Genomic DNA, 18,340 nt, shown 5'->3' with positions numbered 1-18,340 from the left:
AGGAATACTAATGGCAGAAGTAAATAAGAACATTGAAAATATATATACATTGTCTCCAATGCAGGAGGGTATTCTGTTTCACAGTTTACTTAATCCGGGATCAGGAGAATATGTTTTACAAACGATATATGATCTGAAATATGAGCTTGATATGAGTATTGTTAAGAATTCACTGTCACTTTTGTTTGCTCGTTTCAGTATTCTGAGGACCTCATTTGTGTATGAGAATCTGAAAAAGCCCAAACAGGTCGTATTGAAAGTTCGTCAGCCTGAGGTGAATTGTATCGATCTTTCCGATAGTTCTGATTTTGATGAAAAATACAAAGAAATCGTTCATAAAGATATAATCAGAGGATTTGATTTCAAAAATGCCCCGCTTTTAAGAGTAACATACGTAAAAATAGGTGAATCTGCTTACAAATTTATATTGACTACTCATCATATCATTATTGACGGCTGGGGATTGGGAATAGTTTTTGAGAAATTCTATGAATACTATGAGCGACTTTTTAACGGTGAGACCTATGAAAATATTATCAAGGAAATCGATAATGAAAAAAGTACCTTCCCCGAATATGGTGAGTACATTAAATGGCTGACTAAACAGGATCAGAATAAAGCACTTTTATATTGGCAGGATCTCCTTGAAGGATATAACAACGTATGTGATATCCCATGCTGTTATTATCCTGAGGCAACTGATGAAAACGTCGGCTGTAAAGAGATCGAGATCAACGAAAACATTGTCATCAAGCTGAAAAATATTGCCGAGAACAATTCTATCACTTTAAACTGTATTGCAGAAACTGCCGTAGGCGTAATGCTTCAGAATTATAATGGCAGCAATGATGTTGTGTTCGGAAAAGTTGTATCAGGACGAAATGCTCCGATTTACGGTATTGAAGATATGCTGGGACTTTTCATAAATACAATACCGATAAGATTCAGAACTGAAAGTGATACTTCGGTAATATCTCTGTTAAAGGCTCAGCAGGAGCAAGGTTCAGAAAGCTTGAATTATGACTATTGTTCTCTTGGAGATATAATGAATGCTACTTCTGTGGGATCTGATCTGATCAAGGTCATTTTTGCTTTTGAAAACTTTTCATCAGGCAATGAAAGTAAAAATGACCGTTCCGATGAAAGTGGTTTATTAATTGACTCATCACGTGAGCAGACAAATTTCGGTATATCGATCAGTGCTTTTGAAAGAAAAGATAAGCTCGTATTCAGAGTGATGTATTCTCCTGAGAAATACGGGATAAAGGATGTAGATGCTATATTACAGAGACTTAATAAAATATGCAGTGAGATCGCTGAAAAATCCGAAAAGAAGTTCTCTGCAATTGAAGCAGTTATCGATGAAGAAAAAAGCCTTATTATTAACGATTTCAATGCCACAGAAGCGGAGTTCCCGAGAGACAAGACCGCAGCAGAACTGTTTGAAGAACAAGCAGCAAAGGCACCTGAGAAAATCTGCTATGTGTGCAGTGGAAGAAGCATAACCTATGGAGAACTAAACAGACGTGCAAATGAAATAGCATACAAGCTCAGAGAGCTTGGAGTAAAGGCCAACGAATTTGTAGGGATAATAACCGACAGAAGCGTAGAAATGGCAGTTTCGATCATAGCAGTACTGAAATCAGGCGGAGCATATGTGCCGATAGATCCGAAGTATCCGGAAGAGAGAATACGCTTCATGCTTGAGGACAGCAAGCCAAAAGCGGTAATAAAGTACACTCATAATAGCATTGAAGTACCTGTTGGAATCGAAGTAATAGAGCCTGATAAATTTACAGAAGGAATTTCAGCAAATCCTAAGAAGATAAAGAACCAGAGCGACCTTATCTACCTGATATACACATCAGGTACCACAGGCAAGCCCAAGGCAGTAGCACTCGAAGAAAGAGGCGTGGTAGCTGATATATACAACTTTAAGAGAACATTTGTTATCGACGAAAATGTAGTTTCATTGCAGCAGGCGTCATATTCATTCGATATGTTTGTAGAGGAGTTCTATCCTGCAATATGCAGCGGAGGACGAGTAGTAACAGCGCCTGCGGAAATAGTTCCCGACGTAGAGAAACTCCATGAGTACATAAACAAAAACGAAGTTACATTGGTACACTGTTCGCCGCTGCTGATGAATGAGCTGAACAGACTTGAAGAGCTGAAAACAGTAAAGAAGTACATAGTAGGAAGCGACAAGTTAAAGATCGAATATCTGAGCAATATACTAAAGAGAGATGCAGAAGTATGGCAGACATACGGACCAACAGAAGGAACAGTAATCACTACGGTATATCAGATAAAGAGAGCAGACGAAAAGTATACAAAGAAATATGCAGGAGAGCTTGTGCCCATAGGAAAGCCCAAGAGGAACTCAAAGATCTACATAATGCAGGGAAATAGTCTCTGCGGAATAGGAGTGCCGGGCGAGCTTTGCATAACAGGTGACGGACTTGCAAGAGGCTATCTGAACAGACCCGAGCTTACAGCCGAGAAGTTTGTAAAGAACCCATTCGGTGAAGGAAGAATGTACAGATCGGGAGATCTTGCAAGATGGCTGCCTGACGGAAATATCGAGTTCTTAGGAAGAATAGATGAGCAGGTAAAGATAAGAGGCTTCCGAATCGAGCTTGGAGAAATAGAAAGCAGAATAAGAGGTATTGACGGCATAAAGGACTGTGCAGTAATAGCAAGAGCAGACAGCACAGGAGATAAGGCAATATATGCGTACTATACAAGCGATGAAGAAAAGAGCGTGTCAGAGATAAGAGACAGGCTCAGCGAAAGCATGCCCGAATATATGGTGCCTGCATATATGATGCAGATAGAAGCAATACCCGTAACAAGAAACGGAAAGCTTGACAAGAGAGCATTGCCCGATATCGAAGCCAAGGCAACAAAGGAGTATATCGCACCAAGAAACGAGATCGAAGAGAAGATCTGCAATATATTCAGTGAAATACTGAATGTGGAACAGGTGGGAATCAAGGACAGCTTCTTTGAACTCGGCGGACACTCACTGAGAGCAACAAGACTTGTAAACCGTATAGAAGCGGAAACAGGAACAAGAATAGCATTAAAGGAAGTATTTGCACATCCGACAGCAGAGCAGCTTGCAGTACTTGCAGGAGCTGAGAGCGAAGAATATGTACCTATTCCGAAAGCTGAGGAGAAGGAATATTATCCCATGTCTTCTGCTCAGAAAAGAACCTACCTGATACAGCAAATGGATCCTGAGTCAACAGCATACAATATGCCCCAGAATCTGAAACTTACTGGAGAAGTGCGCCCTGACGATTTAAGAAAAGCATTGCAGGAAATGACAGACCGCCATGAGATACTGAGAACACAGTTCCTGATGATAGACGGAGAGCCTGTACAGAAAATACTTGATCACATAGATGCAGACTTCGAGTATGTAACAAGCGAAGAATCAGATGAAGAGCTGATGAAGCAGTTCCTGAGGCCCTTTGATCTTGCAAGCGGAAAGCCTGTAAGAGTAAAGCTCGTAAACAAGGGCGAGTATCATCTTCTCATGTTTGATATTCATCATATTGTTGGCGACGGAGCAAGTGATGAAATATTCAAACGTGAATTTATGAAGCTGTACAATGGTGAGAAGTTGGAGTCGTTAACACACCAGTTCAAGGACTACAGCGAGTGGATGAGAACAAGAGACCTGAGCGGACAGGCAGAGTATTGGAAGAGTCAGTTTGAAGATGAAATACCTGTGCTTGATATGCCGACAGATTTTCAGAGGCCACAGGTACAAAGCCATGCAGGAGCAACAGTAACATCAATACTTGATGAGAAGCTCAGCAGAAGAGTCAAGGAGCTTGTAAGGAAGAGCGGAGCAACAGAATATATGGTATTCCTTGCAGCAGCAATGGTAATGCTGAGCAAGTACAGCAGACAGGAGGACATAGTAATAGGAAGTCCTATAAGCGGACGTACCCATAAGGATACCGAAGTTATGCTTGGCATGTTCATAAACACTCTTGCAATGCGAGGAAGACCCGAGAAGTACAAGAGCTTCAAGGATTTCCTTAAAGAGATAAAGGAAACCTGTCTCAAAGCATATGAGAATCAGGAATATCCGTTTGAAGAGCTTGTAGAAGCAGTGGAAGTACAGAGAGATATGTCCAGAAATCCGCTGTTTGACGTAATGCTCGTACTGCAGAACAACGAGACAGCAAAGGGCGAATTATCGGGTACAGAAGCCGAAGACACAGGAATAGCAAATGTGGTCGCCAAATTTGACATGATATTCAATATAGCGGAATTTGGCGGAAAGTACGGAATAGGACTTGAATACTGCACGGCGTTGTTCAGAGAAGAGACAGCAAAGCAGCTAATAGAGCATCTGACTGAGGTCTTGAAAGCAGTGACTGAAAACGAAGACCAAAAGATAGGCGATATAGAAGCTGTAACATCGGATGAAAGAAAGCATATACTCACAGATTTCAATACAACAGAAGCAGAATATCCGAGAGATAAGACCGCAGCAGAACTGTTTGAAGAACAAGCAGCAAAGGCACCTGAGAAAATCTGCTATGTGTGCAGTGGAAGAAGCATAACCTATGGAGAACTAAACAGACGTGCAAATGAAATAGCATACAAGCTCAGACAGTTTGGAGTAAAGGCCAACGAATTTGTGGGGATAATAACCGACAGAAGCGTAGAAATGGCAGTTTCGATCATAGCAGTACTGAAATCAGGCGGAGCATATGTGCCGATAGATCCGAAGTATCCGGAAGAGAGAATACGCTTCATGCTTGAGGACAGCAAGCCAAAAGCGGTAATAAAGTACACTCATAATAGCATTGAAGTACCTGTTGGAATCGAAGTAATAGAGCCTGATAAATTTACAGAAGGAATTTCAGCAAATCCTAAGAAGATAAAGAACCAGAGCGACCTTATCTACCTGATATATACATCAGGTACCACAGGCAAGCCCAAGGCAGTAGCACTCGAAGAAAGAGGCGTGGTAGCTGATATATACAACTTTAAGAGAACATTTGTTATCGACGAAAATGTAGTTTCATTGCAGCAGGCGTCATATTCATTCGATATGTTTGTAGAGGAGTTCTATCCTGCAATATGCAGCGGAGGACGAGTAGTAACAGCGCCTGCGGAAATAGTTCCCGACGTAGAGAAACTCCATGAGTACATAAACAAAAACGAAGTTACATTGGTACACTGTTCGCCGCTGCTGATGAATGAGCTGAACAGACTTGAAGAGCTGAAAACAGTAAAGAAGTACATAGTAGGAAGCGACAAGTTAAAGATCGAATATCTGAGCAATATACTAAAGAGAGATGCAGAAGTATGGCAGACATACGGACCAACAGAAGGAACAGTAATCACTACGGTATATCAGATAAAGAGAGCAGACGAAAAGTATACAAAGAAATATGCAGGAGAGCTTGTGCCCATAGGAAAGCCCAAGAGGAACTCAAAGATCTACATAATGCAGGGAAATAGCCTCTGCGGAATAGGAGTGCCGGGCGAGCTTTGCATAACAGGTGACGGACTTGCAAGAGGCTATCTGAACAGACCTGAGCTTACAGCCGAGAAGTTTGTAAAGAACCCATTCGGTGAAGGAAGAATGTACAGATCGGGAGACCTTGCAAGATGGCTGCCTGACGGAAATATAGAGTTCTTAGGAAGAATAGACGAACAGGTAAAGATAAGAGGCTTCCGAATCGAGCTTGGAGAAATAGAAAGCAGAATAAGAGGTATTGACGGCATAAAGGACTGTGCAGTAATAGCAAGAGCGGACAGCACAGGAGATAAGGCAATATATGCGTACTATACAAGCGATGAAGAAAAGAGCGTGTCAGAGATAAGAGACAGGCTCAGCGAAAGCATGCCCGAATATATGGTGCCTGCATATATGATGCAGATAAAAGCAATACCCGTAACACGAAACGGCAAGCTTGACAAAAGAGCCCTGCCCGAGATAGAAGCCAAGGCAACAAAGGAGTATATCGCACCAAGAAACGAAGTTGAAGAGAAGATCTGCAATATATTCAGTGAAATACTTAATGTGGAACAGGTGGGAATCAAGGACAGCTTCTTTGAACTCGGCGGACACTCACTGAGAGCAACAAGACTTGTAAACCGTATCGAAGCGGAAACAGGAACAAGAATAGCATTAAAGGAAGTATTTGCACATCCGACAGCAGAACAGCTTGCTGTTCTGGCAGGAGCTGAGAGCGAAGAATATCTACCGATACCTAAAGCAGAGGAAAAAGAGTACTATCCCATGTCCTCAGCCCAGAAGAGAACATACCTGATACAGCAAATGGATCCTGAGTCAACAGCATACAATATGCCCCAGAATCTGAAACTAACTGGAGAAGTGCGTCCTGAAGATCTAAGAAAAGCATTACAGGAAATGACCGACCGCCATGAGATACTGAGAACACAGTTCCTGATGATAGACGGTGAGCCTGTACAGAAGATACTTGATCACATAGATGCAGACTTCGAGTATGTAACAAGCGAAGAATCAGATGAAGAGCTGATGAAGAACTTCCTGAGGCCCTTTGATCTTTCAAGCGGAAAGCCTGTAAGAGTAAAGCTTGTAAACAAGGGCGAGTACCATCTCATGATGTTCGATATGCATCACATAGTGGGCGACGGAATGAGTGATGAGATATTCACAAGAGAGTTTATGGCACTGTATAACGGAGAAAAGCTTGAACCGTTAACACACCAGTTCAAGGACTACAGTGAGTGGATGAGAACAAGAGACCTGAGTGATCAGGCAGAGTACTGGAAGAGTCAGTTTGAAGATGAGATACCTGTACTTGATATGCCGACTGATTTTACAAGACCTCAGGAGCAGAGTTATGCAGGAAGCATAACAAGTACTATTATTGACGAAGACCTCAGCAAGAGCGTCGAGGATCTTGTAAGGAAAAGCGGAGCAACAGAATATATGGTATTCCTTGCAGCAGCAATGGTAATGCTGAGCAAGTATAGCCGACAGGAAGACATAGTAATAGGAAGTCCGATAAGCGGACGTACCCATAAGGATACCGAAGGTATGCTTGGAATGTTTGTCAACACACTTGCAATGCGAGGAAGACCCGAGAAGAACAAGAGCTTCAAGGATTTCCTTAAAGAGATAAAGGAAACATGTCTTAAAGCATATGAAAATCAGGAATATCCCTTTGAAGAGCTTGTAGAAGCAGTAGAAGTACAGCGAGATATGTCGAGAAATCCGCTGTTTGATGTAATGCTCGTACTGCAGAACAACGAGATAGCAAATGGTGAATTATCCGGAGCAGAAGCAGAAGAAACAGGCAGCTCGGAAACGTCAGCAAAGTTTGACCTGACATTCAATGTATCGGAAATCAATGGAAGGTTCGGAATAGGACTTGAATACTGCACAGCACTGTTCAGAAGTGAAACAGCAGACAGGATACTTGCACATTTCATTGAAGTACTGAAAGAGATCACAGCCAATGCAGAGCAGAAGATAAGCGACATTGAAATGACAACAGATGAAGAAAAGCAGCTTATCCTTAACGACTTCAATGCAACAGCTATGGATTATCCAAGAGACAAGACGGTAGTTGAACTCTTTGAAGAACAGGTGAAGAAAACACCTGACAATACAGCACTTGTATTTGAAAATAACAGCCTTACATATGCAGAGCTCAATGCAAAGTCCAACAGCCTTGCCCATAAACTGCGTGAATTCGGAGCAAAGCCAGACGATTTTGTAGCGATCATTGCTGACAGAAGCATAGAAATGATATGCGGAATCTACGGAATCATAAAGTCAGGCGGAGCATATGTGCCGATCGATCCGACATATCCAAAGGATAGGATAAGCTTCATGCTTGATGACTGCAAACCAAAGGCAGTACTGAAATACACAACTGAAAATGTAATAATTGACAACGAAATACCTGTAATAGACCTTGGAAACGAAGAGGTCTGGAAAGGTGCGTCCGATGATCTACAGCATATCAACACACCGAATGATCTTATCTATTGTATCTATACTTCGGGAACAACAGGCAAGCCAAAGGGAGTCCTGAACAGACATCAGGGAATAGTGAACCTGATAAGCTGGATGCAGGAGAAGTATCCATTAAACGAAGAAGATGTGATACTACAGAAGACAACATACGTATTTGACGTATCAGCAAGTGAGATATTCTGGTGGTTCAAAGCAGGAGCAAAGCTTGCGATACTGAAGCCAAATGCAGAAAAAGAGCCAGAAGAAATCGCAGCAGAGATCGAGCAGTATAAGGCAACAGTTGTAGATTTTGTACCTTCGATGCTTTCAGTATTTATGGCAATGCCTGATAAATATATCGAGCAGATCAAGGGACTGAGATATGTACTTGCAGCAGGAGAAGCGCTGAATGCGAAGCTTGTAAAGGAATTCTATGCAGCAATGAAAAAGCATGGAAGCAAAACGCTGCTTGGAAATATTTACGGACCGACAGAAGCAGCGGTATATTCGACATACTATGATCTTGCCCCCGAATTTGATGGTGAAACAGTACTGATAGGAAAGCCTATATCAAATGCAGGAGCATACATAGTGGACGGAGAAAAGCTCTGCGGAATAGGAGTGCCGGGCGAGCTTTGCATAACAGGTGACGGACTTGCAAGAGGCTATCTGAACAGACCCGAGCTTACAGCCGAGAAGTTTGTAAAGAACCCATTCGGTGAAGGAAGAATGTACAGATCGGGAGACCTTGCAAGATGGCTGCCTGACGGAAATATAGAGTTCTTAGGAAGAATAGACGAACAGGTAAAGATAAGAGGCTTCCGAATCGAACTTGGTGAAATAGAAAGCAGAATACGAGAAATCGAAGGAATAAAAGACTGTGCAGTAATAGCGAGAGCGGACAGCACAGGAGATAAGGCAATATATGCGTACTATACAAGCGATGAAGAAAAGAGCGTGTCAGAGATAAGAGACAGGCTCAGCGAAAGCATGCCCGAATATATGGTGCCTGCATATATGATGCAGATAGAAGCAATACCCGTAACACGAAACGGCAAGCTTGACAAGAGAGCATTGCCCGATATCGAAGCCAAAGCAGCAAAAGAATATATCGCACCAAGAAACGAGATTGAAGAGAAGATCTGCAATATATTCAGTGAAATACTTAATGTGGAACAGGTGGGAATCAAGGACAGTTTCTTTGAGCTTGGAGGACACTCACTGAGAGCGACAAGACTTGTAAACCGTATCGAAGCGGAAACAGGAACAAGAATAGCATTAAAGGAAGTATTCGCACATCCAACAGCAGAGCAGCTTGCAGTACTTGCAGGAGCTGAGAGCGAAGAATATGTACCTATTCCGAAAGCTGGGGAGAAGGAATATTATCCCATGTCTTCTGCTCAGAAAAGAACCTACCTGATACAGCAAATGGATCCCGAGTCGACAGCATACAATATGCCCCAGAATCTGAAACTAACTGGAGAAGTGCGCCCTGCTGATCTAAGAAAAGCATTACAGGAAATGACCGACCGCCATGAGATACTGAGAACACAGTTCCTGATGATAGACGGAGAGCCTGTACAGAAAATACTTGATCACATAGATGCAGACTTCGAGTATGTAACAAGCGAAGAATCAGATGAAGAACTGATGAAGAACTTCCTGAAGCCCTTTGATCTTGCAAGCGGAAAGCCTGTAAGAGTAAAGCTTGTAAACAAGGGCGAGTACCACTTGATGATGTTCGATATGCATCACATAGTGGGCGACGGAATGAGTGATGAGATATTCACAAGAGAGTTTATGGCACTGTATAACGGAGAAAAGCTTGAACCGTTAACACACCAGTTCAAGGACTACAGCGAGTGGATGAGAACAAGAGACCTGAGTGATCAGGCAGAGTATTGGAAGAGTCAGTTTGAAGATGAGATACCTGTACTTGATATGCCGACTGATTTTACAAGACCTCAGGAGCAGAGCTACGCAGGAAGCATAACAAGCAGAATCCTTGATGAAGACCTCAGCAAGAGCGTCAAGGATCTTGTAAGGAAAAGCGGAACAACAGAATATATGGTATTCCTTGCAGCAGCAATGGTAATGCTGAGCAAGTACAGCAGGCAGGAAGACATAGTAATTGGCTCACCAATTAGCGGACGTACCCATAAGGATACCGAAGGTATGCTTGGAATGTTCGTCAACACACTTGCAATGCGAGGAAGACCCGAGAAGAACAAGAGCTTCAAGGATTTCTTGAAAGAGATAAAGGAAACATGCCTTAGGGCATATGAAAATCAGGAATATCCCTTTGAAGAGCTTGTAGAAGCAGTAGAAGTACAGCGAGATATGTCAAGAAATCCGCTGTTTGACGTAATGCTCGTACTGCAGAACAACGAGACGGCAAATGGAGAATTATCCGGAGCAGAAGCAGAAGAAACAGGCAGCTCGGAAACGTCAGCAAAGTTTGACCTGACATTCAATGTATCGGAAATCAATGGAAGGTTCGGAATAGGACTTGAATACTGCACAGCACTGTTCAGAAGTGAAACCGCCGACAGGATACTTGCACATTTCATTGAAGTTTTGAAGTCTATAACAGCCAATGCAGAGAAGAAGATAAGCGAAATTGAAATGACAACAGATGAAGAAAAGCAGCTTATCCTTAACGACTTCAATGCAACAGCAATGGATTATCCAAGAGACAAGACAGTAGTTGAACTTTTTGAAGAACAGGTAAAGAAAACTCCGAACAATACAGCACTTGTATTTGATAACAACAGCCTTACATATGCAGAGCTCAATGCAAGAGCCAACAGCCTTGCACATAAACTGCGTGAATTCGGAGTAAAGCCAGACGATTTTGTAGCGATCATTGCTGACAGAAGCATAGAAATGATATGCGGAATCTACGGAATCATAAAGTCAGGCGGAGCATACGTGCCGATCGATCCGACATATCCAAAGGATAGGATAGGCTTCATGCTTGATGACTGCAAGCCAAAGGCAGTACTGAAATACACAACTGAAAATGTAATAATTGACAACGAAATACCTGTAATAGACCTAGGAAACGAAGAGGTCTGGAAAGGTGCGCCCGATGATCTACAGCATATCAACACACCGAATGACCTTATCTATTGTATCTATACTTCGGGAACAACAGGCAAGCCAAAGGGCGTTACGATCGGCAATCTTTCGCTGAACAATTATCTCAGAACAGTAGGCGAACATTTCTACATACATGATGGCGTTATACCGTTGATAACCAATTATGCCTTCGATCTGACAGTTACTGCAATTCTGGGAAGTATGCTCCTCGGAAGAACGCTTATGCTCTTTATGACAGAGTACGATCTTGCAAAGTATGCATCTGAAAATGATGTAGCAGTTCTGAAAATAGTGCCGTCACATCTTAATCTCCTTATGGATGAAATAGAAACATTTGGCAAATGCAAAATACATGCTCTTATGCTTGGCGGAGAGGCTGTAACAAGACCGCTGACAGAGCGGATAGTTAGTGTGATAGGTGAAGATACGGAGATCATAAACGAGTACGGTCCTACCGAAGCAACAGTAGCATCATCGTTTGCAAAACTCAAAAACGGCGAGCCCATAACTATAGGAAAGCCTTTCTACAATACGCAGATCTATATAATGAATGATATGGAATTCTGTGGTATAGGAGTACCGGGCGAACTGTGCATAGCAGGCGACGGAGTAGCAAGAGGATATCTGAACAGACTTGAGCTTACAGATGAGAAGTTTGTAAAGAATCCATTCGGTGATGGTAGAATGTATCGCACTGGAGACCTTGCAAGATGGCTGCCTGACGGAAATATCGAGTATCTTGGACGAATTGATGAACAGGTAAAGATAAGAGGCTTCCGAATCGAGCTTGGAGAGATCGAAAGCAGGATAAGTGAAATTGACGGCATCAAGGATTGTGCAGTAATAGCGAGAGCAGACAGCACAGGAGATAAGGCAATATATGCTTATTACACGAGTGACGAAGAGAAGAGTGTGTCCGAGATAAGGGACAGACTCAGCGCTGTGATGCCCGAATACATGGTACCTGCATATATGATGCAGATAGAAGCAATACCCGTAACACGAAACGGCAAGCTTGACAAGAGAGCGCTTCCCGATATCGAAGCCAAGGCGGCAAAGGAATATGCAGCACCGAGAAATGAAAAGGAAGAAGCCGTATGCAGTGCGTTCAGCGAGATACTGAATATCGAGACCGTAGGCATAAAGGATAATTTCTTTGAGCTGGGAGGAGACTCCATCAAGGCAATAAGAATAATTTCAAAGCTGAGAAATTACGGCTACAAGGTAACGGTCAAGGATATAATGAGCGGCAAAACTGCTGAAAATATAGCCCTTTCACTGAGCTCCGAATCAAATGAAAAGAAGTATGAACAGGGCGAGGTTTACGGAAGGATCGAAGCGACTCCGATTCTCATGAAGTTCAGGAATCTTTCGCTTTCAATGCCTGATCATTATAATATGTCGAAATTCTTTATTGTAAACGGCGTTGAAAATGAGCAGCTTTCTGAGATAGTTCGCAAGCTTGTTATACATCACGATATGCTCAGAGTCGTATTCAGAAATGATACATTTGAGATACTTCCTGTAAATGAAAGCAAGCTGTTTGATTTTATTGAATTTGATCTGACTGATTCAGCTGAACCAATCAAGGAAATGACTGAAAAATGCACAAAAGTACAGGAAAGCATTTGTCTGTCAGATGGACCGGTAGTCAAGGCAGCGGTATTTGATACTAAGGAAGATAAGGTAATGGTTTTGATCATTCACCATATTGCCGTTGACGGTGTATCATGGCGAATAATTTCCGAAGACATCGAAACTGCTGTTAAAAAGGCAAGAAACGGAGAAACGATTGAATTTCCGCCTAAGACAGCGTCATATATTGAATGGAGCAAAAAACTCAGAGAATATGCAGATATGCAGACAGATGAGGAAAAGCTCTATTGGAAGAACGCTTCCGATGAAGCGGCAGAGGGCATTATAAAAGGTAATTATGAAGATGATTCCGATCAGGAGCCATTTGCGTTCGTTAAGCTTGATGAAGAAAGAACCAATATGCTTCTTACGAAATGTGTCAACGCTGACGGAGCTAAGATAAACGAGCTGCTTCTTGCAGGACTGTCTATGGCATTAAGGAGACTTACAGATCAGCATAAGCTTTCCGTAAAGCTTGAGGGACACGGCAGAGAGGCTATACATGTTCCGATAGATGTTGACCGTACTGTCGGATGGTTTACAAATGAGTATGTGATAAATGTGGATTGTCTTGATGATTATGACGGAGCTGTAAAGTCAGCGATACGCGCTGTTCGCAGTGTTCCCAACAACGGAATGAGGTATGGATATAACGCGCATACCTGTGAGCCTGATATATGCTTCAATTATCTTGGGGATTTCGGTCACAGTGAAAGTGAGGAAGGCAAGGTATATCCGTGCGGAAAAATGGTTTCAGAGGAAAATGTACTGCCTGAGAAAATCTCCATAAATGGCATGGTCATAAACGGTATAATGAGTTTCAATTTCTACAGTTATGACAGAAGATTTGGCTTCAATGCTGTATCTGCCTTTGCAGAAGTGTTCATACAGACACTTATCGAACTGTCAGATTACTGCGATTCGATAGATAAAAAATCATAAGCTGCGCACACGCATAAGAAATTATGGATCATCAGGTACATTGTACTCGGGAAAGGATGTTTATGCTACAATTAATAAAACTGATAAAAAAGAAAGACGTGATCCTTTTATCTGCTGCAATGGCGTTTCTGATCATACAGATACTGTTTGATCTGAAAATGCCCGAATATATGAGCTCGATCACACAGCTTATCCAGGATCACATTAATGCTGCCGATAAAAATGATAATACTGTACATATGATATGGCAAAACTGCGGACATATGTTTATTTGTACGCTTATCGCGATGATATGTACGGTTTTATCGGGAGTTATCCTTATGAAAGTGTCTGCCGAATATACAGCAAGACTCAGGGAGGTATTCTATAACAAAGTCCAGACACTCAACAAGAAAGATGTTGAGTCAATCACAACGTCTTCCTTGATAACAAGATCAACGGTGGATGTTGTCGAGATCGGCAACTTCATCACAAACAGCTTCCGGGTTATTGTGACTGCACCGCTGACAGGAGTAATTGCCATAAGCAAGATCTCGTCAAGCAACGGGAAATGGACCGCATCTATAGCTGTTTCGATTGTAATAATGATCATTGTAGAGCTTGTGATAGTCAATATGATGCTCAAATACTTTGAAAAGCGTCAGAAAGTGAATGATGAGTTCAATCTTGTAGTAAGAGAAAAGCTGTCGGGTCTGCGAATAATCAGAGCGTTCAATGCTTCACAGCTGCACAGCGACAAGTTTGAGAAAGTGAACAGCAAATATACGAACATCAACCTTATGGTAGGCAGGATAAGCCTGTTTCTGAGTCCGTTCCTTATATTCACAATGAGTATCATATCCATACTTATTTATTGGATAGGAGCGTCCATAATAAATACATCAGCACCGCCTGAGGCAAATAAGCTTTTTGGTGATATGATCGTGTTTACCAGTTACGGACTTATGATCGTGGGAGCATTTGCATCGGCATCACTTTTATTTGTCATAGTGCCAAGAGCTATGATCTCCGTCAGACGTATCAACGAAGTCCTTTTAAAGCAGCCCATGGTCAAAGAGGGCAACGGAGTAAGCAGTACTTCGGAAACAGGTACCGTAGAATTCAGAAATGTTTCGTTTCACTATGATGATGGAGAAGAGGATACTCTTTCGGATATATCCTTTAGCGTTAAAAAAGGCGAAACAGTTGCATTTATCGGCTCAACAGGATGTGGTAAGACCACTCTTGTTGAGCTGATAGTCCGTTCATATGATCCGTATAAGGGAGAGGTGCTTGTTGACGGAGTAAATGTTCGTGAGTATAAGAAGACGGAGCTTATCTCACGTATAGGCTACGCGTCGCAGAAAGCTGTACTTTTCAGCGGAGATCTCCTCTCAAATTTAGCTTTCGGAGACAATACCGATGATATTGCTTCCATAAAACAAAAGCTTGAAATAGCTCAATGCAACGATTTCATTGATATTAACGGCTCTTTGAGCGAGCATATCGCACAGAACGGCTCGAATCTGTCAGGTGGTCAGAGACAGAGAGTAGCTATTGCGCGAGCTCTTGCAAGAAATGCGGAGATATTTATATTTGACGACTGCTTTTCGGCTCTTGATCTAAAAACGGAGCGTGAGCTTCGTGAAGAGTTCAAGAAATCGCACAGTGATTCGACTTGTATTATCATTTCACAGCGTATCGGAACAGTTATTGATGCTGACAGGATAATTGTAATGGACAACGGCAGGATCGTAGGAAGCGGCACGCACACCGATCTTATATCATGCTGTCCTGTATACAGAGAGATCGCCGAAACACAGCTTAGTATGGAGGGGGCATAATATGAAGCAAATGGAAAATGCGAATAGAATGAACTCGGGAAAAACATCTTTTTTCTTCTCTCGTTACATCAAAAAACATATACCCTTGATAATTACAGCTGTGATAATGTCACTTCTTGGATCGCTTCTTACGATTTTCATTCCTGATTTTCTTGCTAAGATAACCGATAAGATACAGTCGGGTATTTCATTTGATAAAGTGGATATCGATGTTTCTGCGATAGGGAAACTATCAATAATACTTATTATAATATCTGTTCTGAGTATGCTTCTCAATTACATACAGTCGCTTATCCTTAACCGTGTGTCTATGGTCATAGGACAGTCCCTGAGAAGTGATTTCAACAAAAAGACAGACAGAGTTTCATTGAGTTACTTTGATAAGCATAATTTCGGTGATGTTCTGGCATATGTAACAAACGATGTAAACACTTTTTCACAGGTCATAATGAAGATAGGCTCATTTGTTCAAGCCATTATATTGTTCTTTGGCTGTATCGTAATGATGTTTATAAGTGAATGGAGACTTACGCTCGTCTCACTTGCAGCTACATTTTTAGGCTTTATCGGAATGGGAATACTGCTTTTAAAGGGACAGAAGTACTTTGATGCTCTCCAGCATAAATTTGCGGATGTTAATCAGCATATCGAAGAATATTATACAGCACACAGCACTATAAGAAATTATAATGCCGAAAAGCAGAGCATGGAAAGGTTCAGCCTAAAAAACCGTGTAATGACAGATAATCTTGTCAAGGCAGGTATAGTCGAAGCACTTACAGTGCCTATTATGACATTCACGTCAAATCTTGGATATATAGCGGTCTGCGTTGTAGGCTCTCTTCTTGCATTAAAGGGTTCCATCAGCTTTTCGGTTATTGTAGCGTTTATACTTTATGTCAAGCTTATAGCTACTCCTATGGAAGAGCTTGGCGGTATTACAGGACAGCTCCAGCGTGCAATTGCCGCTGTAAAGCGAATAGACGGATTCTTTGCGCAGGAAGAGCTTCCTGACGAGAGCGGTAAGACTGCAAGTCTTGATAACGTAACAGGTGAAGTTGAGTTCAGTAATATAAATTTTGGTTATACACCTGAGAAAATGACTATAAAGGATTTCTCACTGTCTGTAAAACCTGGACAAAAGATCGCTATCGTAGGTCCTACAGGTGCAGGAAAAACGACGCTTGTAAACCTGCTGATGAGATTTTATGAGCTGAACAGCGGATCTATTACAGTTGACGGTATGAGCCTTTCGGATACAACAAGAGAGAATGTGCACAGACTGTTTGGCATGGTTCTTCAGGACACATGGCTGTTTTCAGGAACTATCAGGGAAAATATCGCTTACGTTAAACAAGGCGTTACAGATGAGGAGATCATGGAGGCATGCAGAAAATGCGGCATAGATCATTTTGTCAATTCCCTTCCTAAAGGACTTGACACCGTATTTGATGAGAGCATGACAGTATCGGCAGGACAGAAGCAGCTTCTGACCATTGCAAGAGCCATGATAGAGAATGCTCCTATGATGATACTTGATGAAGCTACATCATCTGTAGACACGAGAACCGAATCTTTGATCCAGCAGTCATTTGATAAGCTCCTTGAAAACAGAACATGCTTTGTTATTGCGCATAGATTATGTACTGTCAGAAATGCGGATATGATAATTTATATGAATGAGGGTGCTATTGAAGAGATCGGTACACATGATGAACTGATCGCTAAAAACGGAGCATATGCCGAGCTGTATAACAGTCAGTTTATTACAGTTTAAAAAGGGGGAAATATAATGAAAACTGCATTGGCACAGATCAATATACGCTTTGAAGACAAAACAGCCAATGAGGACACTGTAAGAAAGTATATTAAAGAAGCTGCTGATAATTCGGCGGATATAGTTTTCTTTCCTGAGATGACGTTCACAGGCTTTACCATGGACGTACAAAAAAACGGAGATTTAAATGGTGAAACTATTGACAAAATAAGGCAAATGTCATATAGTTATAATGTTGCTGTCGGATTCGGGTGGATCAAACGTGCGGGCGAAAAGGGGGAAAATCACTATACAGTTATTTCGCCCCGCGGAGAAATACTTGCGGATTACGTAAAAATGCATCCGTTTTCTTACAGCAGCGAGGATAAATATTATAATGCGGGAAACAGCCTTTCATCATTTACATATCTTGGAAAGAGAATAAGCGTTTTTATATGCTATGATCTGCGGTTTCCTGAGATTTTTCAGGCTGCCTCGGAGGAATCCGAGATTATCGCTGTTGCAGCAAACTGGCCTGAAAGGCGCCGTGAACACTGGAAAACTCTGCTAAAAGCCCGTGGTATCGAAAACCAGTCATGGATACTTGGCGTAAATTGCTTCGGAGATCAGCAGGAGCTTCATTACAGCGGTGACAGCAGTATAATAAAGCCTGACGGCACGATAGCTTCAGAGATCAATAATGCAGAGGGAATCATATATGCGGAAATTGGTGATGAAGTTAAAGATGTCAGAAACGGTTTCCCTGTAAAACATGACAGGAGAACCGAATTATATAAAAAACTTTATAAGGGATGTGATGATTATGAATTATGATCTTGAAAGGGTGAGCCAGTTGGAGCATAAGATGGAGGAAATAATATCTGAATTATCTGAGCTGTATGGCGAAGTACCTTCAATAAGCAGGAATCTTGAAATGATAAAGGCTGATGTTGAAGTACTGAAGCATAGCACAATGGTCGATTGAAAACAAACTATATTAAATAAGAAAGGAAAGTTATATTAGATATAACAGGCATGATACAATGAATAATAAAATGCATTGGAGTATAATAAACAATTGTTATACTGTGGAAC

The 18,340-nt window shown here is 41.8% G+C and carries 5 protein-coding genes; all 5 read left to right on the top strand.

The window, feature by feature from the left end; all coding sequences use genetic code 11:
* The first annotated feature begins 10 nt into the window (after positions 1-10).
* Positions 11-13,666 (top strand): non-ribosomal peptide synthetase, encoded by a 13,656-nt coding sequence (locus N774_RS0103125; RefSeq protein ID WP_024859839.1) that lies wholly within the window; start codon positions 11-13, stop codon positions 13,664-13,666.
* A 119-nt stretch (positions 13,667-13,785) separates the two neighbouring features.
* A complete protein-coding gene (locus N774_RS0103120) occupies positions 13,786-15,489 on the top strand; it encodes an ABC transporter ATP-binding protein (protein ID WP_196231518.1) in 1,704 nt (567 codons plus the stop codon).
* 1 nt (position 15,490) lies between these two features.
* The gene (locus N774_RS0103115; RefSeq protein ID WP_024859837.1) at positions 15,491-17,266 is read left to right on the top strand and encodes an ABC transporter ATP-binding protein; all 1,776 of its coding nucleotides are present in this window, start codon (positions 15,491-15,493) and stop codon (positions 17,264-17,266) included.
* Between the two features lie 15 nt (positions 17,267-17,281).
* Complete coding sequence (locus N774_RS0103110) at positions 17,282-18,079, top strand: nitrilase-related carbon-nitrogen hydrolase (protein ID WP_024859836.1); 798 nt, start codon at positions 17,282-17,284, stop codon at positions 18,077-18,079.
* Positions 18,069-18,230: a hypothetical protein gene (locus N774_RS19085; RefSeq protein ID WP_155250337.1), complete on the top strand. Its 162-nt coding sequence runs from the start codon at positions 18,069-18,071 to the stop codon at positions 18,228-18,230. Before N774_RS0103110 ends, N774_RS19085 begins: the two co-directional genes overlap by 11 nt.
* The last annotated feature ends 110 nt before the right edge of the window (positions 18,231-18,340 follow it).

The organism is Ruminococcus flavefaciens AE3010 (genome assembly GCF_000526795.1).
GTDB classification, from domain to species: domain Bacteria; phylum Bacillota; class Clostridia; order Oscillospirales; family Ruminococcaceae; genus Ruminococcus; species Ruminococcus flavefaciens_D.
The sequence above is the reverse complement of the archived record's forward strand: the minus strand, read 5'-3'. Positions and strand labels throughout refer to the sequence as shown.

Excerpts from the sequence above, each read along its gene's own strand:
- N774_RS0103125 (WP_024859839.1), top strand. The coding sequence starts at position 11 with ATGGCAGAAGTAAATAAGAACATTGAAAATATATATACATTGTCTCCA.
- N774_RS0103120 (WP_196231518.1), top strand. The coding sequence starts at position 13,786 with ATGGCGTTTCTGATCATACAGATACTGTTTGATCTGAAAATGCCCGAA.
- N774_RS0103115 (WP_024859837.1), top strand. The coding sequence starts at position 15,491 with ATGAAGCAAATGGAAAATGCGAATAGAATGAACTCGGGAAAAACATCT.
- N774_RS0103110 (WP_024859836.1), top strand. The coding sequence starts at position 17,282 with ATGAAAACTGCATTGGCACAGATCAATATACGCTTTGAAGACAAAACA.
- N774_RS19085 (WP_155250337.1), top strand. The coding sequence starts at position 18,069 with ATGAATTATGATCTTGAAAGGGTGAGCCAGTTGGAGCATAAGATGGAG.